This window comes from Nonomuraea cavernae (genome assembly GCF_040655715.1).
Taxonomy (GTDB): domain Bacteria; phylum Actinomycetota; class Actinomycetes; order Streptosporangiales; family Streptosporangiaceae; genus Nonomuraea; species Nonomuraea cavernae_A.
In genome coordinates, this window is sequence record NZ_JBFAKL010000001.1 from 489,287 (window position 1) to 510,504 (window position 21,218).

The 21,218-nt window shown below is 70.5% G+C and carries 20 protein-coding genes and 1 riboswitch; of the genes, 3 read left to right on the plus strand and 17 right to left on the minus strand.

Translation table 11 applies throughout. The features are described 5' to 3' along the window. Position 1: 1 nt before the first annotated feature. The 3 genes from AB0I38_RS02255 to AB0I38_RS02265 all read right to left on the minus strand — a co-directional run bounded on the left by AB0I38_RS02255 (position 2) and on the right by AB0I38_RS02265 (position 4,360). Complete coding sequence (locus tag AB0I38_RS02255; protein ID WP_358460502.1) at positions 2–2,515, minus strand: L-aspartate oxidase; 2,514 nt, start codon at positions 2,513–2,515, stop codon at positions 2–4. A 72-nt stretch (positions 2,516–2,587) separates the two neighbouring features. Then, complete coding sequence (panC, locus tag AB0I38_RS02260) at positions 2,588–3,421, minus strand: pantoate--beta-alanine ligase (RefSeq protein ID WP_358460505.1); 834 nt, start codon at positions 3,419–3,421, stop codon at positions 2,588–2,590. Between the two features lie 48 nt (positions 3,422–3,469). Beyond that, on the minus strand, positions 3,470–4,360 hold the full coding sequence (locus tag AB0I38_RS02265; RefSeq protein ID WP_358460508.1) for a Rossmann-like and DUF2520 domain-containing protein: 891 nt from the start codon (positions 4,358–4,360) through the stop codon (positions 3,470–3,472). A 403-nt stretch (positions 4,361–4,763) separates the two neighbouring features. Here AB0I38_RS02265 and AB0I38_RS02270 point away from each other — a divergent pair, with 403 nt between their 5' ends. After that, positions 4,764–5,765, plus strand: a complete 1,002-nt coding sequence (locus tag AB0I38_RS02270) for an SAM-dependent methyltransferase (protein WP_358460511.1) — start codon at positions 4,764–4,766, stop codon at positions 5,763–5,765. Positions 5,766–5,830: 65 nt separating this feature from the next. Here the strand turns inward: AB0I38_RS02270 and AB0I38_RS02275 are convergent, their stop codons facing one another. Continuing rightward, on the minus strand, positions 5,831–7,018 hold the full coding sequence (locus AB0I38_RS02275; RefSeq protein WP_358460514.1) for a cytochrome P450: 1,188 nt from the start codon (positions 7,016–7,018) through the stop codon (positions 5,831–5,833). After that, a complete protein-coding gene (locus AB0I38_RS02280) occupies positions 7,018–7,758 on the minus strand; it encodes a TerC family protein (protein ID WP_358460517.1) in 741 nt (246 codons plus the stop codon). Before AB0I38_RS02280 ends, AB0I38_RS02275 begins: the two co-directional genes overlap by 1 nt. A 109-nt stretch (positions 7,759–7,867) precedes the next feature. After that, positions 7,868–7,983, plus strand: a riboswitch (SAM riboswitch). 43 nt (positions 7,984–8,026) lie between these two features. Here AB0I38_RS02280 and AB0I38_RS02285 point away from each other — a divergent pair. After that, entirely contained in the window at positions 8,027–9,385 is a 1,359-nt protein-coding gene (locus AB0I38_RS02285) for an aminotransferase class V-fold PLP-dependent enzyme (RefSeq protein WP_436838704.1), read from the plus strand. Between the two features lie 5 nt (positions 9,386–9,390). Here the strand turns inward: AB0I38_RS02285 and AB0I38_RS02290 are convergent, their stop codons facing one another. Beyond that, a complete protein-coding gene (locus AB0I38_RS02290) occupies positions 9,391–10,080 on the minus strand; it encodes a DoxX family protein (protein WP_358460520.1) in 690 nt (229 codons plus the stop codon). 105 nt (positions 10,081–10,185) lie between these two features. Between AB0I38_RS02290 and AB0I38_RS02295 the strand changes: the two genes are divergently transcribed. Further along, on the plus strand, positions 10,186–11,331 hold the full coding sequence (locus tag AB0I38_RS02295; RefSeq protein ID WP_358460523.1) for an NADH-quinone oxidoreductase subunit D: 1,146 nt from the start codon (positions 10,186–10,188) through the stop codon (positions 11,329–11,331). Between the two features lie 43 nt (positions 11,332–11,374). Here AB0I38_RS02295 and AB0I38_RS02300 read toward each other — a convergent pair whose 3' ends face one another. The 11 genes from AB0I38_RS02300 to dacB form a co-directional block, all read right to left on the minus strand. Beyond that, positions 11,375–11,809 carry a DUF3180 domain-containing protein gene (locus tag AB0I38_RS02300; RefSeq protein ID WP_358460525.1) on the minus strand — a complete coding sequence of 145 codons (435 nt, stop codon included), beginning with the start codon at positions 11,807–11,809 and terminating at the stop codon, positions 11,375–11,377. Positions 11,810–11,826: 17 nt separating this feature from the next. Beyond that, positions 11,827–12,339, minus strand: coding sequence for a 2-amino-4-hydroxy-6-hydroxymethyldihydropteridine diphosphokinase (gene folK / locus AB0I38_RS02305; protein WP_358460528.1), 513 nt, complete (start codon positions 12,337–12,339; stop codon positions 11,827–11,829). Then, positions 12,336–12,701, minus strand: coding sequence for a dihydroneopterin aldolase (gene folB, locus AB0I38_RS02310; protein WP_358460531.1), 366 nt, complete (start codon positions 12,699–12,701; stop codon positions 12,336–12,338). The genes folK and folB overlap by 4 nt, the downstream gene beginning before the upstream one ends. Then, positions 12,691–13,137 carry a nuclear transport factor 2 family protein gene (locus AB0I38_RS02315; protein ID WP_189122206.1) on the minus strand — a complete coding sequence of 149 codons (447 nt, stop codon included), beginning with the start codon at positions 13,135–13,137 and terminating at the stop codon, positions 12,691–12,693. Before AB0I38_RS02315 ends, folB begins: the two co-directional genes overlap by 11 nt. Beyond that, positions 13,134–13,997 carry a dihydropteroate synthase gene (gene folP / locus AB0I38_RS02320; RefSeq protein ID WP_436838705.1) on the minus strand — a complete coding sequence of 288 codons (864 nt, stop codon included), beginning with the start codon at positions 13,995–13,997 and terminating at the stop codon, positions 13,134–13,136. Before folP ends, AB0I38_RS02315 begins: the two co-directional genes overlap by 4 nt. A 104-nt stretch (positions 13,998–14,101) precedes the next feature. After that, positions 14,102–14,683: a GTP cyclohydrolase I FolE gene (gene folE / locus AB0I38_RS02325; RefSeq protein ID WP_358460534.1), complete on the minus strand. Its 582-nt coding sequence runs from the start codon at positions 14,681–14,683 to the stop codon at positions 14,102–14,104. After that, positions 14,680–16,674: an ATP-dependent zinc metalloprotease FtsH gene (ftsH, locus tag AB0I38_RS02330; protein ID WP_358460537.1), complete on the minus strand. Its 1,995-nt coding sequence runs from the start codon at positions 16,672–16,674 to the stop codon at positions 14,680–14,682. Before ftsH ends, folE begins: the two co-directional genes overlap by 4 nt. A gap of 237 nt (positions 16,675–16,911) precedes the next feature. After that, complete coding sequence (hpt, locus tag AB0I38_RS02335; RefSeq protein ID WP_436838707.1) at positions 16,912–17,451, minus strand: hypoxanthine phosphoribosyltransferase; 540 nt, start codon at positions 17,449–17,451, stop codon at positions 16,912–16,914. A 25-nt stretch (positions 17,452–17,476) separates the two neighbouring features. Beyond that, a complete protein-coding gene (tilS, locus tag AB0I38_RS02340) occupies positions 17,477–18,478 on the minus strand; it encodes a tRNA lysidine(34) synthetase TilS (RefSeq protein WP_358460543.1) in 1,002 nt (333 codons plus the stop codon). A gap of 37 nt (positions 18,479–18,515) precedes the next feature. Further along, positions 18,516–19,592: a zinc-dependent metalloprotease gene (locus tag AB0I38_RS02345; protein WP_358460793.1), complete on the minus strand. Its 1,077-nt coding sequence runs from the start codon at positions 19,590–19,592 to the stop codon at positions 18,516–18,518. A gap of 160 nt (positions 19,593–19,752) precedes the next feature. Then, positions 19,753–21,144 (minus strand): D-alanyl-D-alanine carboxypeptidase/D-alanyl-D-alanine endopeptidase, encoded by a 1,392-nt coding sequence (gene dacB / locus AB0I38_RS02350; RefSeq protein ID WP_358460796.1) that lies wholly within the window; start codon positions 21,142–21,144, stop codon positions 19,753–19,755. Positions 21,145–21,218: the final 74 nt, after the last annotated feature.

Here is a 21,218-nt window from a genome sequence, read left to right on the forward strand (position 1 = left end):
ATTACCCCCGTAGATCAAGTGCGATGTCCAGGGCCGACGCCGAGTGCGTGAGCGCTCCCACCGCAAGGTAGTCAACGCCAGTTTCAGCCACATCCCGGGCCGATTCCAAGGTCAGTCCGCCACTCGCCTCCAGTTTCGCCCTGTTTTTCACAATTTGTACGGCCAGTGCGGTCTGCTCGACCGTGAAGTTGTCCAGCAGGATCAACTCGGCCCCCTCGTCGAGCACCGGCTCGAGCTGGTCGATCCGGTCGACCTCCACCTCGATCGGCAGGTCCGGATGGCGCTCCCGCACCGCGCGGAACGCCTCGGCCACGCCGCCCGCGGCCACCACGTGGTTGTCCTTGATCAGGGCCGCGTCCGACAGGGACATCCGGTGGTTGACGCCACCTCCGCAGCGCACCGCGTACTTCTCCAGCGCCCGCAGACCCGGCAGCGTCTTGCGGCTGTCACGCACCCGCGCGCCGGTGCCGCTGACCGCCTCCACCCACCTGCCGGTCAGCGTGGCGATGCCGGACAGATGGGTGAGCAGGTTGAGCGCGGTGCGCTCGGCCGTCAGCAGACCCCGCGTCGGCCCCTCGACCGTCATCAGCACGTCGCCCGCCCGGACCCGCTCGCCGTCCTTGGCCCGGCGCTCGGCGCGGACGCCGAACCGCAGGAACACCACCTCGGCCACGCCCAGGCCCGCGACGACGCCGTCCCTGCGAGCCACCACGTCGCCCGTGGAGCGCTGCCCGGCCGGGATGGTCGCCTCGCTCGTGACGTCGCCGGCCTCGGTGAGGTCCTCGGCGAGCGCCCGGTCGACGACCGCGCCTACCTCGGCCGGATCCAGCCCCGCCGCGGTGAGCTCCTGAGCCAGGCGCGGTGGTGTGGCGTCGCCGTGCGGCGTGTAGGTCATCGTCAGGCCCTCCTCGGTCAGGGCCACGTCCAGGTGCCCCAGCCATTCGTTGTCGTCGCGATCGGGGAAGTCCTCGCGCCAGTGCGAGCCGCGCGTCTCCAGCCGCGCCACGGCCGCCCCGGTGAGGACGGTGGCGACCGTGAGCAGGTTGGTCGCCTCCCAAGACTCGGTGCACGGCGGCACGTGGACGGGCGTCCAGCGGGCGTCGCGCAGTGCCCTGGCGGTGGCCGTGAGCGACTCACGGCCGCGCAGCACGCTCGCTCCCGTGCTCATGTGGGCCTGGATCCGGGTCCGCGCCCGTGGGTCGACCAGTCCGCTGGTCGTCCGGCCGGCCACCGGCTCGCCGGGCGCGGGCCGTACGGCGTGGATGTCCTCGGCGATGCGCTCGGCGAAGACCAGCCCTTCGAGCAGGGAGTTGGACGCGAGCCGGTTGGCGCCGTGCACGCCGGTGCAGGCGACCTCGCCGCACGCGTAGAGGCCTTCGATGGACGTACGGCCCCGCAGGTCCGTACGGATGCCGCCGCTGGCGTAGTGGGCCGCCGGGGCGACGGGGATCGGCTCGGTCGCCGGGTCGATGCCGTGGTCCCGGCAGATCGCGTAGATGGTGGGGAACCTGGCCCGCCACCTGTCCTCGCCGAAGTGGCGGCCGTCGAGGTGGACGTGGTCGCGCCCGGTGGCCCGCATCGTACGCATGATCGCCTTGGCCACCACGTCGCGCGGGGCCAGGTCGGCCAGTTCGTGCGCGTCGCGCATGAACGCGTTGCCCTCGTGGTCGACCAGGAACGCGCCCTCGCCCCTGACCGCCTCGGAGATCAGCGGCTGCTGGCCGGTCGAGCCCTCGCCGAGCCAGAGCACCGTCGGATGGAACTGGACGAACTCGAGGTCGCGCAGCTCGGCCCCGGCCCGCAGCGCGAGCGCCACGCCGTCGCCCGTGGAGACGACGGGGTTGGTGGTGGCCGCGTAGACCTGCCCCATGCCACCGGTGGCCAGCACCACCGCCCTGGCGTGCACCGCGCCGACGCCGTCACGCGCGCCTTCGCCCATGACGTGCAGCGTCACGCCGCGGGCCCGGCCGCGGGCGTCCTTGAGCAGGTCGAGGACGAGCGCATGCTCGATCACCTCGATCGCGCCGGCGGCCCGCACCGCCTCGACCAGCGCGCGCTGCACCTCGGCGCCGGTGGCGTCGCCGCCCGCGTGCACGATGCGGTCGCGGCGGTGGCCGCCCTCCCTGGTGAGCTGGAGCTCTCCGCCGGTGGTCCGGTCGAACCGCGCGCCTCGGCCCATCAGCCGCCGCAGCGCGCCGGGGCCCTCGGTCACCAGCGTGCGCACGGCCCCCACATCGCACAGGCCGACCCCGGCGACCAGGGTGTCGTTCAGGTGCTCGTCAGGCGTGTCGTCGGGGGCGAGCACGGCGGCGATGCCCCCTTGCGCCCACCTGGTCGAGCCGGACGAGAGCACGTCCTTGGTGACGACCAGGATCTTGGCCATGGGATCGAGCTCGGCATGACGCAGGGCCACCGTCAGCCCGGCGATGCCGGAGCCCACGACGACCACGTCCGCCTCGACGATCCAGCCCGGTGCCGGAGCCGTCAGCCGCAGGGGAATCGCCGGTGCGCTCATGGAGTCTCCTCATCGAGGCGATTTCGTCAGTATGACGATAACGCCTGCCGGCTCATGCGCCATGCCCGGGGGTCATCCGCCGACGGAGACGACGACGTTGTCGATCAGCCGGGTGGCGCCGACCCGGGCGGCGACCGCGAGCACCGCGGCGCCGGAGTAGGACTCGCCGACCTCGGCGAAGGTGGACGGATCGACGAGCACCAGGTAGTCGAGGTCGAGCGCGGGCGCCGCCGCGTCGAGCACCGACCGCGCGGCCCCGAGGATCTTCGGCGCCGCGCCCTGCGCCGCTCCCGCCGCAAGGGCCCGGGAGAGCGCGAGCGCTACCTGCCGGTCGGCGGCCGACAGGTAGCGGTTGCGGCTCGACAGAGCCAGGCCGTCGGGCTCGCGGACCGTGGGGGCGCCGATGATCTCGATGTCCAGGTCGAGGTCGGCGACCATCCGCCGGATCATCGCGAGCTGCTGGGCGTCCTTCTGGCCGAAGACCGCGAGGTCGGGCTGGACCAGGTTGAACAGCTTGAGCACGACCGTCAGCATGCCGTCGAAGTGGCCCGGCCGGGCGGCGCCCTCGACGATCCGGCCCATCTCGCCGGAGCGGAGGCTGACCTGGCGGTCGGGAGCGTACATGTCCTCGGCCGACGGGGCGAAGACCACGTCGGCCCCCTCGGCCGCGCAGACGGCCAGGTCCGCGTCGAAGGTGCGCGGGTATCGCGAGAAGTCCTCGTGCGGGCCGAACTGCAGCGGGTTGACGAAGATGCTGACCACCACCTGGGCGGCACGGGCACGGGCGTCGCGGATCAGCGAGCGGTGCCCCTCGTGCAGCGCGCCCATGGTGGGAACCAGGGCGACAGGTCCGTCACCGCGTGCTTTACGCAGGTCGGCGCGGTCGCGGGCGACGATCAGGTCCATGTGGTGCCTCCGAGGGGGGCGGTCGGATCCGTGCCATGCGGGTCACGGTCAGGTCCATATGTTGCCACCCAGCGCGTCGAGCAGGCGTTCGGCCTCCTCGGGCTTGAGCAGCCCCGCCGCGAGCGCGCGGTCGGCGGTGAGCCTGGCCAGCGCGATGTAGGCGTCGGCCGCCTCGGGGGCCGCCAGGATGAGGGCGTCGACGTGCTTGCGCACGGTGCCCGCGTCGCCGCGCACGACGGGCCCGCTGAGCGCCGCGATGCCGAGCCTGAGCACGTTGTCGAGCGCCGCGCCGAGCAGCGGGCCGAGCATCCGGCCCGGATGGTCCACGCCGATGCGCTGCAGCAGCTCGGAGGACTCGGCGATGAGGGTGACCATGTGATTGGCGGCCCCGGCCAGCGCCGCGTGGTAGAGCGCCCGGTCGGAGTCGGCGATCCAGACCGGCTCGCCGCCCATCTCGATGACCAGGGCCTCGGCGATGGGCCGGAGCGGGTCGGGCGCGGTCACCCCGAACGAGCAGCCGGTGATGCGGTTGAGGTCGTCGTCTCTGCCGGTGAACGTCATCACCGGATGCAACGCCAGCGGCAGAGCGCCGGCCCTGGCGGCCGGATCGAGGACCGACAACCCGTAAGCGCCGCTGGTGTGCACCAGCAGCTTGCCCTTGAGGTCGGCGCCGGTCGTCGCCAGCCCGTTGACGAGATCGGGCAGCGCGTCGTCGGGCACGGTCAGCAGGATCAGATCCGCGGCGGTGACGACCTCCTCGGGGCGCGTCGGCGTGACGCCGAGCCGGTCGGTGGCCCAGCGATGCGAGGCGTCGGACACCCCGCTCGCGGCGACGATCCGGTGCCCCGCCTGTGCGAGCGCCGCGCCCAGCGCGGAGCCCACCTTTCCTGCCCCCAGCACGCCGACGGCCAGCCGTGCCGGGCGATCACCTGCGTCCATGACGTCCCACCCCTGTCGACCCGATGGCACTGCCGACCAGCGTAACGACTGTTGGGAGTTGCGTACGTGACTGGGGTTTTGCCGCATGTTGAGTTAGTGATATATCGGGCAAGGGCAGACAAAAGGTGCACCCCTGTCGGAAGAGATGAGGAGAGGGGCATCGCGAAGAAGCGGGCGCCGAGTCCCCGAACCGGACCCGACGCCCGCACCGTGCGAACCCCTTGGAGGTGCGCACCTGGGCCGGCCATCCGCCGACTGACCGGCCGGGAATCGGAACTCGGGCCGGCTGGACAGGGCCGGCCCGAGCTCTCACGAACGCGTACACGGTAGCGCAATGGCGTGACCAAGAGTGTTCGCTCGACGACTTCACGTCTCCAACGATGGGTCATGAGATAGTCCAGGAATGTGGCTCACCTGGCGCGTCGCGACGCGAAACGCGCTTTACGGCGAGGGCGGCTTCTACCTCCGCGAACGGCCATCGGGCCACTTCCGCACCTCGGTCGCCGCCTCGCCGGTGTTCGCCGAGGCGGTCCTGGCGCTGCTGACCGAGGTCGACGCCGAGCTGAAGACACCGCCCATCCTCGATCTCGTCGACCTCGGCGCCGGCGAGGGCATCCTGGTCAGCCACGTCCTCGACGCCGCCGAGCCCGCCCTGCGCGACAGGCTGCGTGTCACGGCCGTCGACCTCTCCCCCCGGCCCGCCGGGCTGGACGAGTCGATCACCTGGACCACCGCCATCCCGTCCGGGATCACCGGCCTGGCGATCGCGAACGAGTGGCTCGACAACATCCCCGTCGACGTGGCCGAGCAGACTCCCGACGGGCCGCGGCTGGTCATGGTCGACGTCCGCACCGGCGCCGAGCGGCTGGGCGAGCCGGTCGGCGCCGCCGACCGCGAGTGGATCGACCGGTGGTGGCCGCTGTCCTGTGTGGGGTCCCGCGCCGAGATCGGCCGCCCCCGCGATGCGTCCTGGGCGGCGGTGATGCGGCGGCTCGCACGTGGCCGGGCGGTCGCCGTCGATTATGCACACCCTGTGGATAACCGTCCGGCCCATGGCACGCTCACCGGATACCGCGATGGCTCCGTCGTGACGCCCATCCCCGACGGCACCTGCGACATCACCGCCCACGTCGCCCTCGACGCGTGCGCCGCGGCCGGCGAGCGGGCCGGCGCGATATCCACAGCCTTGTCCACACAACGCGACGAGCTGCGCTCCCTCGGGGTCACCGGCGCGCGACCGCCGCTCGACCTGGCCGAGCGCGATCCGCGCGGCTACCTCCGGGCGCTGGCCCGCGCCTCGGAGGAGGCCGAACTGATCGACCCTCGGGGTCTCGGCGGCTTCGGCTGGCTCAGCCAGACCCGCCAGACGGCGAGCTCCGGGGAGCCCCGTCGCCAGAACCGCTAGACGTTCCGCGGCGCCCAGTTCCCAGACCCGCCAGACGTTCCCGTGGTGCCCAGTCACCAGACCCGCTAGACGGCGAGCTCCAGGGAGTCGAGGCCGCGGATGACGTAGCCCGGCTTCCAGACCGGCTCGCGCACCAGTTCCAGCTTGGGCGCCCGGTCCAGTAGCGCCCCGAACGACTCCAGCAGCTCGATGCGGGCCAGCGGCGCGCCAAGACAGAAGTGGATGCCCGCGCCGAAGGAGATGTGCGGATTGTCCACCCGGCCCACGTCGAGCCGGTCCGGGTCGTCGAACACCTCCGGGTCGCGGTTGGCCGAGCCGAACAGCAGCGCCACCTCGACCCCGCGCGGAATCTCCACGCCGCCGACCTCGATGTCCTCCAGCACCCACCGCTCGAACATCTGCAGCGGGGTGTCCCACCGCATCAGCTCCTCGATCGCCGTGGGCAGCAGGCTCCGGTCCTCGCGCAGCCGTACGAGCTCGGCGGGGTTTCTGAACAGCGACCACCAGCCGTTGCCCGTCACGTTCACGGTGGCCTCGTGACCCGCGTTGAGCAGCAGCACGCAGGTGCCGATCAGCTCGTCCTCGGTGAGCTCGTCGATCGCGGCCAGCGCGCTGATCAGATCGTCACCGGGGCGGGCGGCTCGCTCGCGGGCCAGGTCCTTGAGGTAGCCGGCGAACTCGTCGGCCGCCCGGACCGCCGCGTGCTGGGCCTCCGGCGAGGGGTTGAGCTCGTACATCCCGCAGATGTCGGCCGACCAGGGGCGCAGCAGGTGACGGTCGGCCTCGGGGATGCCCAGCATCTCGGCGATGACCGTCACCGGCAGCGGCTCCGCCACCTCGGCGATCAGGTCGCCGCCGCCCTTCTCCACGAACGTGTCGATCAGCCCGCCGGCGATGGCCCGCACGCGGGGGCGCAGCGACTCGACCATGCGGGGGGTGAACGCCTTGGAGACCAGACGGCGCAGCCGGGTGTGCACCGGCGGCTCGACGTCCAGCATGCCCGCCCTGACCACCCGCCAGAACGGCTCCTGGAACTCCGGCTCGGCCTCCTGGCCGAACTCCTCGTGGGTGGCCACGTGCAGGTAGGAGCGGCCCAGCCGGCGGTCCCGGAGCAGGGCGTTGACGTCGGCGTGCCGGGAGATCAGCCACTGCCCGGTCGGCTCGAAGAAGCTGACCGGAGCCGCACTCCTCAGGTCTGCGTAGGCGTCGTAGGGGTAGGCCACAAAATCCGGATTCCAAGGATCAAAGCGCACTATTTCATCTTAGAAGGAAGTTCTTCCTGCTTGGAGTGCTTGCCACGCATCCGGATGTTCAGCAGCTCGACGATGACCGAGAACGCCATCGCGAAGTAGATGTAGCCCTTCGGGATGTGCTGGTCGAGACCCTCGGCGATGAGCACCACGCCGATCAGCACGAGGAACGACAGCGCCAGCATCTTGATGCTCGGATGCTGGTCCACGAACCTGCTGATCGGCCCCGAGGCGAACAGCATCACCAGCACCGCCACGATGACCGCCGCCACCATCACGCCGAGCTCGTCGACCATGCCCACGGCGGTGATCACCGAGTCGAGCGAGAACACCACGTCGAGCACCATGATCTGCGCGATCACCGAGGCGAACGAGGTGACGGCCCGCGTCTTGCCGTCCTGGTGCTTGGGCTCCATGCTGTGCCCGATCTCGGTGACGCTCTTGGCCAGCAGGAACAACCCGCCGAACAACAGGATCAGGTCGCGTCCGGAGATCTCGTGGCCCAGCACCTCGAACAACGGCTCGGTCAGCCGCACCACCCACGACAGCGCCAGCAGCAGGAGCAGGCGGCTGATCAGGGCCGCCGCGAGGCCCAGGACACGCGCTCTGTCGCGCTGCTCGGGCGGGAGCTTCCCGGCCAGAATGGAGATGAAGATGATGTTGTCGATGCCCAGAACGATCTCCAGGGCCACCAGGGTGAAGAACCCTATCCAAATCTGTGGGTCGGCCACCCAGTCCAGCATCTGCTTGCCTCCGCGCCTCCGGGGATGTCGGGGGTACCAACGAGCCAGCTGTCTCAGAAGTTCGCCGGATTGCCAACGAATGTGGCGGTTCGGTTATAGTGCGGGCGTAGGTCATGAGTGCCAGCGCCAAGCCCCGGCTCGCTGGCCGGCAACCCTCGCGTCCGCGGCGGGGTGCCCCGGGTGAAGACCTGGTCCGTCACGAGGTGTGGCGGGCAAGCGCGGGCTCCATGGCTGCTCCAGGGGTCCGACGGCCCTCAGGAGGTTCGCCGTGTCCACCTTGACGATCTTTGATTCCGTGCCCGCCCAGACCGCCGAGGCGGCCGTCGAGGACGGCCGCCGCCCGATCCCGGCCGTGCTCGGCGCCGACCTGGAGGTCCCGGTCAGGGGTGGCAGGCTGGTGGGCTACGCCAACCTCGACTACGCCGCGAGCGCCCCCTGTCTGGAGCCGGTCAACGCGGCCGTCGCCGCCGCGCTCCCGGCCTACTCCAGCGTGCATCGCGGCGCGGGCTACGCCTCCCAGCTCACCACCACCCGCTATGAGCAGGCCCGCCACACCGTACGAGCCTTCGCCGGCGCCCGGCCCGACGATGCCGTGATCTTCACCCGCAACACCACGGACGCCACCAACCTGCTCGCCTCCTGCCTGCCCGCCGGCACGACCACCGTCGTCTTCGACACCGAGCACCACGCCTCGCTCCTGCCCTGGCCGCACACGGTACGGCTGGCGCCCCCCGCCTTCCCCGGCGAGGCCGTGCGCGCGGCCGACGAGGCGCTGGCCGCCATCGACGGGCCGAAGCTGCTCGTGGTGACCGCCGCCTCCAACGTCACCGGCGAGCTCTGGCCGATCGCCGCCCTGGCCCACGTCGCGCACCGCCACGGCGCCCGGATCCTGGTCGACGCGGCCCAGCTGGTGCCACACCGGCGGCTCAACCTGACCGCCCTCGACCTCGACTACGTGGTCTTCTCCGGGCACAAGCTCTACGCGCCGTTCGGCGCCGGGGCGCTGATCGGGCGGCGCGACTGGCTGGCGGCGGGCGAGCCGTACCTGAAGGGGGGCGGCGCGGTGCGTTCGGTGGCCGGCGAGCCCGAGTGGCACGACGACCCCGAGCCGCGTCACGAGGCCGGCACCCCCAACGTGCTGGGCGCCATCGCGCTGGCCGCCGCCTGCGACGCGCTGACCGCCACGGGGTGGACCGCGCTGGTCCGCGAGGAGGAGCGGCTCATCGCCCGGCTCCGCTCCGGGCTCGCCTCGATCGAGGGCGTACGCGAGCTGTCACTGTGGGGGCCCGACCACCCGCGCGTGGGCATCGTCTCGTTCACCGTGGACGGCCACTCCGCGCGGGAGGTCGCCGAAACGCTCTCCAACGACTACGGAATCGGCGTACGGGACGGCAAGTTCTGCGCGCACCCGTTCGTCCGCCACCTGCTCGGCAGGCCGGAGCGCGGGAGCTCGGACGGAGTGGGCGACGCGGGAGCCGGCGAGGGCCGAAGCGGGCGCGACCAGGAGCCCGACGGCGGCTGCCAGGACGGCACAGCCGCCGCGGTGCGCGCGTCGATCGGCATCGGCAGCACCGAGGAGCACGTGGACCGCCTCATCGGAGCACTGCGCGACCTCGCCGGCCGCTAGGCCGCTCAGCGGTTGGGCGGCCGTCGCTTCGTCGGCTCGTCGATGATGGCGTCGATGTCCCGCATGTCCTGGTCGCTCAGGTCACCCGACCTGGGCGCCCTCGTTTGTCTGGGCACGTTCATCGGACGCGTCGCGGTCTCACCGGATGTGGTCCCACCGGATGTGGCCCCACCGCGTGTGGTCTCACCGGGTGTGCTCTCACGCGATGTGGGCGCGGGCCTGGTCGTCGCGGACGAGGTCCGCTTGGTCGTGCCGCTCTCGGCGAGCTCGCGTTCGGCACGTCTGCGGTGGATCCGGCGGAGCAGGCCGTCCAGGCCGAGCCGCCCGCCGCTCACGGCGAGGAACAGCAGGCAGATCGCGGCCAGCGAGCCGACCAGCTCCCATTCGAAGATTCCCTGCGAACCGTGGACGAAGACGAGCGCGCCGACGCTGACGACCAGCAACGCCAGGGCCGACACCCGGACGAACAGGCCGAGGATCAGCAGGGCGCCTCCCACGATTTCCGCGACCATCGTGAACCCGGCGGCCAACTGCGGGACCGGCACCCCTGTCTGCGCGAAGTGCTGTGCCGTGGCGCCGAGACCGGCCTGCCACTTCTGCCATCCATGAGCGATGAAGATCACGCCGATTGTCACCCGCGAGATCAAGGCAGCTAGATCGAAGAGAGATCGTTTCATGGTGATTTCTCCCCCCATTTCCGTTTATCATCCCCATGTCCGACTCTGCGATGCACCCCCATACCGTTCCTTGACCATCCGCCCGGCTGGCCCCCCACCGCGGCCGGTGGCAGCATGGGCCCTATGACGGAACGCGTGGTGGGGATCGGTGCGGGCGCCAAGGAGCTGGCGACCGAGGACATGATCCTCAACATCGGCCCGCAACACCCGTCCACACACGGCGTCCTGCGACTGCGGCTCACGCTCGACGGCGAGCGCATCGCCACGGCCGAGCCGATCATCGGCTACATGCACCGGGGCGCGGAGAAGCTGTTCGAGGTCCGCGACTACCGGCAGATCATCATGCTGGCCAACCGGCACGACTGGCTGTCCGGCTTCGCCAACGAGCTGGGCGTGGTCATCGCCGCCGAGCGCATGCTGGGCATAGAGCCGCCGGTCCGGGCCGTCTGGGCCCGCACCCTGCTGGCCGAGCTCAACCGCGTGCTCAGCCATCTGATGTTCCTCGGCTCCTATCCCCTGGAGCTGGGCGCGATCACTCCCCTCTTCTACGCCTTCAACGAGCGCGAACGCATCCAGGGCGTCATGGAGGAGATCTCCGGCGGCCGCATGCACTACATGTTCAACCGGGTCGGCGGCCTCAAGGAGGATCTCCCGCTCGGCTGGCTCGACCGGGTGTCGGAGGCCGTCACCGAGACCCGCCGCCGCGTCCCCGACATCGAGGACCTCATCCTGGGCAACGAGATCTTCCGGGCCCGCACCAAGGGCGTCGGCGTGCTCGGCCGCGAGCAGATCATGCAGTACGGCGTGAGCGGCCCCATCGCCCGGGCCTCGGGCGTCGACTTCGACCTACGCCGTGACCAGCCCTACCTCGCCTACCCCGAGCTGCCCGTCAAGGTCGTCACCCGCACCGCCGGCGACTGCCACGCCCGCTTCGAGGTGCTGCTCGACCAGCTGAAGGTCTCGCTCGACCTGGCCGACGCCTGCGTCGAACGCCTCCGCTCGCTGCCTCCCGGGCCCATCAACCAGCGCCTGCCCAAGGTGCTCAAGGTGCCCGAGGGCCACACGTACGCCTGGACCGAGAATCCCCTCGGCATCAACGGCTACTACCTCGTGTCCAAGGGCGACAAGACCCCGTGGCGGCTCAAGCTGCGCTCGGCCTCCTTCAACAACATCCAGGTGCTGCGCGAGATGCTGCCCGGGCACGTGGTGGCCGACATGGTGGCCATCCTCGGCTCGATGTTCTTCGTGGTGGGTGACATCGACAAGTGACCCATGGAAGAAGGCGAGCCCAGGTCGAACATGCCGTCGCGCGTTACCTGGGCCTCTGATCCTCCGGGTCCTTCGGAACGCGGCAGGCGTGCTCCAGCATCAGCGCGGCGCAGACGAGCGCCACGCAGGACAGGAACGACCCGAGCGAGATGAAGAACTCGACCCGCGGCGTATCCCGGGTGAGCAACTGGACCGTGTGGAGGGCGAACCCGGCGAACAGGCCACCGCACACCGCTCCCACGTAGGCCGACGCCTTGGCCAGGGCCGCCAGCCGCGCCACCGCCATCGGCTCGACCGGCTTGGTGCCGGGCTTGCGGTCGATCCTGGCCTTGGTCATCCACGCGGTGTAACCCTCGCCGACGGCCAGCAGCAGCACGGTGGGGATGGCGGTCCACGGCAGGATCGGCAGCCCGCCGTAGACCTGCCTGACCACCAGCCAAGTGATCAGGGCGGCGACCAGGACCAAGCCGACCAGCACGCCGGGACGGGTGGGCCTCAATCGGGGCTCTGCAGGTTGAGGTCGGCCCGCAGCCGAACGCCCTGCTCGTCGGGCTCGGCCAGCCCGGCCAGCAGCGCCGAGATCCGGCCGCGCCCGGGCAACTCGCCCTCGGGGTCGACATCCGCCCAGGGCGCGAGCACGAACGCCCGCTCGTGCGCCAGCGGGTGCGGCAGGGTCAGCTCGGGGTCGTCGCAGACCGTGTCACCCACCATGATCAGGTCGATGTCCAGCGTGCGCGGCCCCCAGCGCTCCAGGCGCTCGCGGCCGAACGCGTTCTCGACCCCCTGCGCCCGCTCCAGCAGCGTGCGCGGCTCCAGCGTGGTCTCGGCGATCACGATCGCGTTGAGGAACGGCCGCTGCCCGGCCGGACCGCCCACCGGATCGGTCTCGTAGACCGGCGAGGCCCGTACGAACTTCAGGCCGGGAGCGTCGAAAAGCGTGTCGATGGCACCCTGCAGCGTGTCGAACCGCTGGCCGAGGTTGCTGCCGAGAGAGAGGACGGCCTTCATGGGCGGCTCCGCTCGATCGTCACCGTGATGTCGTCGAAGGGTAGCGGGATCGGCGCCGACGGCTTGTGCACGCTCACCTCGACCGAGCGCACCAGCTCGTCGGCCAGGCACACGTCGGCGAGGCGCTGCGCCAGCGTCTCGATGAGTTGGACGGGCTCCCCCTCCACGACCTTGACCAGTGCTTGGGCGAGCTCTCCGTAGTGGACGGTCTTGCTGAGATCGTCGGCCAGTGCGGCGGGCCGGGTGTCGAGGAACAGCGTCGCGTCGATCACGAACTCCTGCCCCAGCTCACGTTCGGCCGCCAGCACGCCGTGCCGCCCACGGGCCCGCAGGCCCGTCAGCGCGATGCGATCAGCGCTCAAGCTCGCCTTCCTCCTCCTCGTCCTCGTCGCCCTGGAGCACCGGAGAGCCGTGGTGCATCCACAGCCGCCAGCCCTGGGCGGTCCGGATGTAGACGTTGCTGGCAACCACCTTGCCCGCGGCGAAGCTGGACTCACCCTCCTCGCCGGCCGTCAGAATGTTCTCGACGCAGGTCAGGACGGCCACGTCGCCCAGCACGGTCGTGTGGACGTCGGTCAGCACGAACTGGATGTAGGTGGTGTTGGCCATGATGAGCGCCCACGAGCGCAGCACCTCGGACCGCCCGGCCAGCAGGGTCCAGCCCGGGTGAACACAGCTGACCTGCTCGTCGCCGGTGTCCTCGGCCCAGATCTCGGTCATCCTGTCGAGGTCGGCGTCCTCGATCGCGGTGTAGAAATCCTGGTTGACCGTCTCGATGGCAGCGGTGTCGACGCTCATGTATTGGCTCCGGCTCTCTTCCATGCGGCGGCCACGCGCACGGCATCGGCGTTGGGACCTACCTGGTGAACCCTGACGCACCAGGCGCCGGCGTGCGCGGCCAGCGCCGTCACGGCCACGGTGGCGTCGTCGCTGCGACCGAACGGGCGGGGGCTGCCGTCGGCGTCGGCCAGCAGCCTCCCCAGGAACCTCTTGCGCGAGGCCCCGATCAGCAGTGGGTAGCCGAGCTCGGCCAGCTGGGAGGCGCCGGCCAGCAGTGCCCAGTTGTGGGCGGCGTTCTTGGCGAAGCCCAGCCCCGGGTCGATCACGATCTGGTCCTCGGAGACGCCCTCGGCGAGCACCAGATCGACCCGCTTGGTCAGCTCCTCGCGCACCTCGGTGACCACGTCGGTGTAGACGGCCCGGTTGTCCATGTCGTGGCTGTGGCCGCGCCAGTGCATCACCACGTAGGGGACGCCGGTGGCCGCGACCACGCGGGGCATGGCGGGATCCGCCAGACCGCCGCTCACGTCGTTGACCAGCTTGGCCCCGACGGCGACGGCCGCCCTGGCCACCTCGGCGCGCATCGTGTCGACGCTGACCGCCACGCCCTCCGCGCTGAGCGCCCTGATCACGGGCACCACCCTGGCCAGCTCCTCGTCGAGCGGCACCCTGGCCGCGCCGGGCCGGGTGGACTCGCCTCCCACGTCGACGATGTCGGCGCCCTCCGCGACCAGGTCGAGCCCGTGCTGGATGGCGACCGTCTCGTCGAACCACTCACCGCCGTCGGAGAACGAGTCAGGCGTCACGTTGACCACGCCCATGACGAGACACCGCTCCTCCGCGGCCAGTCCCGGCACGCTAGTCGGCAGGCTTGTCATGGGCCAAGCCTAGGCTCTTGTTCACACCCGTTGATGTCATGGGTCCCCCAATGTGGATAACGAATCCCACGCGGCCATCAGGAGGCCGGCCGAGCATCGCCGCGTCAGCTGTGGAGGATGAGGGACATCGCCTCGGCCCGGGTCTTGTCGCTGGTGCGGAAGTCGCCGCGGACCGCCGAGGTGACGGTCTTGGCGCCCGGCTTGCGGACTCCGCGCATCGTCATGCACAGGTGCTCGGCCTCCACCACGACGATGACCCCGCGCGGCTCCAGCACCCGCATCAGGGCGTCGGCGATCTGCGAGGTCATCCGCTCCTGCACCTGCGGCCTGCGGGCGTAGACGTCGACCAGCCTGGCGAGCTTGGACAGGCCGGTGACCTGCCCCTTCTCGTTGGGGATGTAGCCGACGTGGGCCTGCCCGTGGAAGGGCACCAGGTGGTGCTCGCAGGTCGAGTAGACCTCGATGTCCTTCACCAGCACCATCTCGTCGTGGTCGACGTCGAAGACCTTGGTGAGAACGTCCTCGGGCTGCTGACCGAGGCCCGAGAACTGCTCCGCGTAGGCCCGCGCGACCCGCGAGGGGGTGTCGAGGAGGCCGTCACGGTCGGGATCCTCGCCGATGGCGTAGAGGATCTCCCGGACGGCCTTCTCGATCCGGCCCAGATCGACCTCGTGCTGAGACGTCACGCACTGTCTCCGGACGGCAGCGCGTCCTGGTGGCCCGTGGTGAGCGAGCCGTTGCCCGACTGCTCCTTGGGGGTCAGGATCGGCGGCCGGTCGGACGGGAGCCGCTTGCCGTAGCCCGCGTAGGACGGCCGGTGTTCCTTGACCACCACGGGGGCGAAGACGCGCAGCACCTGGTCGCGGGAGAGCGTCTCCTTCTCCATGAGCTCGAGCACCAGGTTGTCGAGCACGTCGCGGTATTCGACCAGGATGTCCCACGCCTGGTCGTGCGCCGACTCGATCATCCGGCGGACTTCCTCGTCGATCGTCGAGGCGATCTTCTCGGAGTAGTCGCGCTCGTGGCCCATCTCGCGGCCCAGGAAGACCTCGGCGTTGCCGGTGCCGAACTTACGGGCGCCGAGCTGCTCGCTCATGCCGTATTCGGTCACCATGCGACGGGCGACGGCCGTGGCCTTCTCGATGTCGTTGGAGGCGCCGGTGGTGGGCTCGTGGAAGACGAGCTCCTCCGCCGCGCGGCCGCCGAGCAGCATCGCGAGCTGGTCCATCATCTCGGACCTGGTGGCCAGGAACTTGTCCTCCATCGGCAGCGTCATCGTGTAGCCGAGGGCGCGGCCGCGGGACAGGATCGTGATCTTGTGCACCGGGTCGGAGTTGGGCAGCGCGTGAGCCACCAGCGCGTGACCGCCCTCGTGGTAGGCGATCATCTTCTTTTCCTTGTTGGACATGACCCGGGTCTTGCGCTCGGGCCCTGCCATGACGCGGTCGATCGCCTCTTCGAGGATGTCCATCGTGATCAGCTTCTGGTCGGCCCGCGCCGTCAGCAGCGCGGACTCGTTGATCACGTTGGCCAGGTCGGCGCCGGTGAACCCCGGCGTGCGGCGGGCGATGACGTCGAGGTCGACGTCGGACGTGAACGGCTTGCCACGACCGTGGACCTTGAGGATGCCCTTGCGGCCCTCGAGGTCGGGACGGTCGACGGTGACCTGACGGTCGAACCGGCCGGGACGCAGCAGCGCCGGGTCGAGGATGTCGGGCCGGTTGGTCGCGGCGATGAGGATCACGCCGCCCTTGACGTCGAAGCCGTCCATCTCGACGAGCAGCTGGTTGAGCGTCTGCTCACGCTCGTCGTGACCGCCGCCCAGGCCGGCGCCGCGGTGGCGGCCGACGGCGTCGATCTCGTCGATGAAGATGATCGCCGGGGCGTTGGCCTTCGCCTGCTCGAACAGGTCACGCACCCGGGAGGCGCCGACGCCGACGAACATCTCGACGAAGTCGGAGCCGGAGATCGAGTAGAACGGCACGCCCGCCTCACCCGCGACCGCGCGGGCGAGCAGGGTCTTGCCGGTGCCGGGCGGGCCGTACAGCAGCACGCCCTTGGGGATCTTCGCGCCGATCGCCTGGAACTTGGCCGGGGCCTGCAGGAACTCCTTGATCTCCTGGAGCTCCTCGATGGCCTCGTCGGCGCCCGCGACGTCGGCGAAGGTGGTCTTGGGGGTGTCCTTGGTGATCAGCTTGGCCTTGGACTTGCCGAAGCTCATCACCCGCGAGCCGCCGCCCTGCATCTGGTTCATGATGAACAGGAAGAGGAGCACGATGATGACGATGGGCAGGAAGCTCACCAGAATGCTGACCAGGATGCTGTCCTGGGGCACCTCGGTCGCGAAGCTCTTGGTCTTGCCGGCCAGGACCTGCGTCTGCAGCTCCTCGGTCAGCTTGGGCCCGTAACCGGAGACCCAGTCGGACTGGATCGTCTTGGTCGGGGTGTCACCCGGCTTGACCGGGATCGCGTTGTAGAGCGTCAGCTCTATGCGCTGGTCCTTGTCAACAATCTTCGCGTTGCTAACGTTTCCAGTGCGAATTTGCTGAAGGACCGTGGACGTGTCGGCCTGCTTGAAATTACCGCCGCCGCTCCAGAGCTGGGTGACGAGCAGGAGCAGCACGACGATGCCCAGGATCCACAGCAGTGGCCCACGTGTAAATCGCTTGAGATCCATCCGATGCGGAACCCCCTTGCGGGCCCGTCCCTTCCTGACCATGGCCTGGAACCCCGGGGAGCGCCCCGGGGCCGCGACATCCGGCGCCGCGACTTCTGACTACCCGAAGGGGACACGCGGTCACCCTTCCGGAGTCAGAAGGTACACCGGCACAGCGTGCGACGGCACCGCCCGCTGGACCAGCCTTGCCCTACCAACGTACGTCAGGGTGCCCGGTGTTCCCGGCGGCCGGCGGTATCAGGACTTGTACACATGGGGCGCGAGAGTCCCGATGAACGGCAAGTTACGGTAGCGCTCGGCGTAGTCGAGGCCGTATCCGATGACGAACTCACTGGGAATGTCGAAGCCGACGTACTTGACGTCGATCGGCACCTTCAGGGCATCGGGTTTGCGAAGCGCGGCGCAGATCTCAAGGGACGCGGGGTTGCGCGACTTGAGGTTTTCGAGCAGCCAGTGAAGGGTCAATCCGGAGTCGATGATGTCCTCGACGATCAGCACATGACGGTTCATGATGTCGGTGTCGAGGTCTTTCAGCACCCGCACGACGCCCGACGACTTGGTGCCCGCCCCATAGGACGACACCGCCATCCAGTCCATCTGCACGGGCACGTGCAACGCTCTGGCCAGGTCGGCCATCACCATGACGGCGCCTTTGAGCACCCCCACGAGCAACACGTCCTTGCCCGCGTAGTCAGCGTCGATGCGCCCGGCGAGCTCCTTGATCCTGGTCTGGAGATCGTCCTCTGAGATGAGGACCTTCTCCAGTTCCTTGCCCATGTCGGCAGCGTCCACGTGTGGTTCCTTACGGGATGGGACGGGTGGCGAGTATCAGGGTCCCATACCGCCGAACGGCCGACAGACCTCCGGGCAGGTCGACGGCTTTCTGCCCGTGCCAGTGCGTGATCAGCCGGTCCACGGCGACCACGTGCGTCGCCGACAGCGCTCCGGACGGCGCTCCCGCCGCGATCGCCGCGCGCCGCAGCACCCTTCGGCGCACCGCGCTGGGCAGCCCGTCGAGCCCCGCCACGGCGAGCGTCACGGACCCGCCGATATCGCTAAGAGCGCAATCGTCGTACGCCTTCGCGGCCCACTCGTCGAGGGCGTCGGCGTCCTCCCGCGCCATCGCGGCGGTGCGGGCGAGCGCCTCGGCCACTCCGGGACCGAGCTCCTCCTCCAGCACCGGCAGAATCCTGGCGCGCACCCGCACCCGGGTGTAGCGGGGGTCCTCGTTGTGCGGGTCGTCCCACGGCGTGAGACCGAGCGCGCGGCAGGCGGCGACGGTCGTGGCCCGCGAGAGCTCAAGGAACGGCCGCCGATAGCGGCCGCTCCGGGCGGCCATCCCCGAGATCGACCTGAGGCCGCTCCCCCTGGCGAGGCCGAGCAGCACGGTCTCTGCCTGGTCGTCCCTCGTGTGGCCGAGGAGCACGGCCGCCGCCTGGAGCCGGTCGGCCGCACCGGCCAGCGCCTCGTATCTGGCGTCGCGCGCGGCCGCCTCGGGCCCGCCGGCGGTGCCGACCTGGACGGTGAGGATCTCGGCGAGCTCCAGGTCGAGCCGGTCGGCCATCGCGGCCACCCGCGCCGCCCGCTCGGCCGAGCCGGGCTGGAGCCCGTGGTCGACGGTCAGCAGGCCCGCCCTGAACCCGGCCCGCCGGGCGACGAAACCGAGCGCCGCGGCCAGTGCCAGGGAGTCGGCACCTCCGCTGCAGGCGGCCAGCACGAGCCGGCCCTCGGCGACGTCGGCCAGCGACTCGCGGACGACCCGCCGGACGTCGGCTACGGCTGGTTGCGGACCCACGGGCTCCATTGTCGCCGAGATCGCGGGCCGGCGATCTCGGCGAGGCTCAGGCGGGCAGCGCCGGGGCGTCGGCGACGCGGCGGATCCAGGCGGCGGGGTCGGAGATCTCCGGGGTCGTCGGCAGCGTCTCCGGCGAGGTCCAGACCTTGTTGAACCCGTCGATGCCCACCCTGTCGACCACCGTGCGCACAAAGGCGGAGCCCTCGGCGTATTGCTTCATCTTCAGCTCGATGCCCAGCAGGCGGCGCATCGTGCGGTCGAGCCGGGAACCACCCTCGCGACGCTGGGCGAACTTGGACCGGATGATCGCGACCGAGGGCACCACGCTGGGCCCCACGGCGTCCATGACGAAGTCACCGTGGCCCTCCACCAGGGTCATCACGGCCGTCAGCCGGTCGAGGATCTCCTTCTGGCCGGGCGACTGGATGGCGTCGATGAGGTTGCCCTCGCCGCCGCGCACCACGTCGGCCACCGTGTCGGCGGCGCTGCGCAGCCGTTCGAGCACGGTGGGCAGGTCGAGGTCGGAGGCCAGCAGGAACTCGGTCATCTGCGAGCGGACGTATTCGCGCAGCCAGGGCACCCCGGTGAACTGCACCCGGTGGGTCTCCTCGTGGAGGCACACCCAGAGGCGGAAGTCCTGCGGGTTGACGTTCATCTCGCGCTCGGCGTGCACGATGTTGGGCGCGACCAGCGTCAGGCGCCCCGCGGGCTCACGGCCCGTGGGGTCGGGCGGCAGGAACAGCTCGTACTGCCCCAGCACCCGCGAGGCGAGGAAGGCCAGCACGGCACCCACCTCGACACCGGTGATGCGGGAGCCCACGGCGGTGACGATGGCCGGCGGCGGGGTGGCGGCGCTCGTCATGCGCTGGGTCAGCGGCTCGAGGACGACGCGGAACCCCTCGACGTTGGCCTTGATCCAGCCGGGCCGGTCGACGACCGTCGCCGGCTGCGGGGCGGTCTCGGTGTGGATTTTGGTGAACTCGCGGACGTGTCCCTCGGCCTCTCGGGACAGGGTGCGGAGCTCGGTGACGGCCTGCCTGGCCTCCTCTCGGCTCACCTGAGGACCGGGGCGCACCAGGCGCGTGCCGGTCGTGACGGCCAGATCCCAGTCGATCACCTGCATACCGTCCACCGTACGTGCTCCATGCCCGTACCGCGAAGACGCGCCGGTGTCTGGACTGAGGAGAGAGGGAGCGAAGCGACCGAACGACGAGGGAAGACACCGGACCACAGCGGCTGAGCCGCGATCCGCAGGATCGCCATCAACCCGCGAAGAGGCGGCCTTATGACCTCGCGACGATGGCGGCGAGCCGGTCGAGTACGGGTTCGGCGTTGGACGGGACGTGGTCGGCCATGAAGGCGAAGGTGACCAGCCGGCCGTCCTTGGTCGTGGCCATCCCCGCGAGCGTGTTGACGTTGTTGAGGGTGCCCGTCTTGGCGCGGACGAGGCCGACCTGGCCCTTGCTGTCGCCGCCGGTGAAGCGCCGGCCGTTGCCAAGGGTGCCGGAGAACCCGGCGATCGGCATACCAGACGCGAGCGCGCGCAGGTCGGGCTGGCCGGAGGAGAGGGCGATCAGCCGGGCCATCCCGTCGGCGCTGATGCGGTTGCGCGTGGACAGGCCGCTGCCGTCGTAGACCTGGATGCCCTTGGCGACGCCGCGGCGCTGGAGGACGGCCTGGACGGCGTCGCTCGCGCCCTCGAAGGAGGCGGGCTTCCCCTCCTTGATGGCGACCTGCCTGGCGAGGGTTTCGGCCAGGTCGTTGTCGCTGTACGTCAGTGCGCGCTCGACCAGGGCGTAGACCGGGGCGGAGTCGACCTTGCCCAGCTCGGCGGCCCCTTGCGCGGCCTTGGCCGGGCGCATCGTGCTCGCGACGCCGATGCCGTTTCCGCGCAGGAGCCCGGCGAAGGCCGCGGCGGCGAAGCGCGGTGGGTCGGACACCCGCGGCTGGGAGTGCCCGGGGTGCTGCCGGCCCGCGTCGATGGTCAGGGCGTGCACCGGGGTGACCTCGCCGTCGGGCACGTAGTTCGGCTTCCAGCCGGGGGCGCGCGTGGGGCCGGTGTAGAGGGAGGTGTCGTACGAGAGCGTGACCTTGGTGACGCCCCGAGCCTTGAGGGCCTTGGCGGTGCGGGAGGCGAGCGTGGCGAGCGTGGGCTGCCTGGGGTAGGAGCCGGGCTTGGCCGACGGGCCGGCCAGCGTGGTGTCACCGCCGCCCACCAGCACGATCGAGCCGGCCGAGGCGCCCTCCACGACCCGTGTGGACAGGCGGGCGTCGGGGCCGAGCGCGGCGAGCGCCGCGGCGCAGGTGACGACCTTCGTGGTCGAGGCCGGGACGATGCCCGTGTCGGGATCGGCGGCGAAGAGGCGCTCGCCGGTGGCCGCGTCGAAGACGACCGCGCCGACCCTGTCACCGAGCGCCTTGTCACCCAGCGCGTCGGTGAGCTGTCGCGTCAAAGTACCCTTGGTCGGGAGAGGTCCGTCTCCGGCCCTCGCCGGCAGCTGGGCCAGCACAGGGCCCGCGGTGACCACGGAGACGGGGGGAGACTCCTTGGGAGACGCTGTCGGCGTGGTCGGTGAAGGCCCGCTCGTCATCGTGCTCAGGTTGAGATCGTTGCGCACCGCGTAGACGCCGGTGACGATGGTGACGACCTGCAGCAGGACGAGTGTGGTCAACATCACCCACCGCTCGTGCCGCGCCACGTCGCCTGACCTCTCTCTGGTGTTCGCCTACGAGACATTAACGCCCATCC

Coding starts and splice junctions, on each gene's coding strand:
- dacB (WP_358460796.1), bottom strand. CDS start 21,144: ATGTTGACCACACTCGTCCTGCTGCAGGTCGTCACCATCGTCACCGGC.
- AB0I38_RS02345 (WP_358460793.1), bottom strand. CDS start 19,592: ATGCAGGTGATCGACTGGGATCTGGCCGTCACGACCGGCACGCGCCTG.
- ftsH (WP_358460537.1), bottom strand. CDS start 16,674: ATGGATCTCAAGCGATTTACACGTGGGCCACTGCTGTGGATCCTGGGC.
- hpt (WP_436838707.1), bottom strand. CDS start 17,451: ATGGGCAAGGAACTGGAGAAGGTCCTCATCTCAGAGGACGATCTCCAG.
- AB0I38_RS02265 (WP_358460508.1), bottom strand. CDS start 4,360: ATGGACGCAGGTGATCGCCCGGCACGGCTGGCCGTCGGCGTGCTGGGG.
- AB0I38_RS02255 (WP_358460502.1), bottom strand. CDS start 2,515: ATGAGCGCACCGGCGATTCCCCTGCGGCTGACGGCTCCGGCACCGGGC.
- folK (WP_358460528.1), bottom strand. CDS start 12,339: ATGAAGGCCGTCCTCTCTCTCGGCAGCAACCTCGGCCAGCGGTTCGAC.
- AB0I38_RS02290 (WP_358460520.1), bottom strand. CDS start 10,080: ATGGGGGGAGAAATCACCATGAAACGATCTCTCTTCGATCTAGCTGCC.
- AB0I38_RS02280 (WP_358460517.1), bottom strand. CDS start 7,758: ATGCTGGACTGGGTGGCCGACCCACAGATTTGGATAGGGTTCTTCACC.
- folP (WP_436838705.1), bottom strand. CDS start 13,997: ATGACAAGCCTGCCGACTAGCGTGCCGGGACTGGCCGCGGAGGAGCGG.
- AB0I38_RS02295 (WP_358460523.1), top strand. CDS start 10,186: ATGACGGAACGCGTGGTGGGGATCGGTGCGGGCGCCAAGGAGCTGGCG.
- AB0I38_RS02315 (WP_189122206.1), bottom strand. CDS start 13,137: ATGAGCGTCGACACCGCTGCCATCGAGACGGTCAACCAGGATTTCTAC.
- AB0I38_RS02270 (WP_358460511.1), top strand. CDS start 4,764: ATGTGGCTCACCTGGCGCGTCGCGACGCGAAACGCGCTTTACGGCGAG.
- tilS (WP_358460543.1), bottom strand. CDS start 18,478: ATGGAGCCCGTGGGTCCGCAACCAGCCGTAGCCGACGTCCGGCGGGTC.
- panC (WP_358460505.1), bottom strand. CDS start 3,421: ATGGACCTGATCGTCGCCCGCGACCGCGCCGACCTGCGTAAAGCACGC.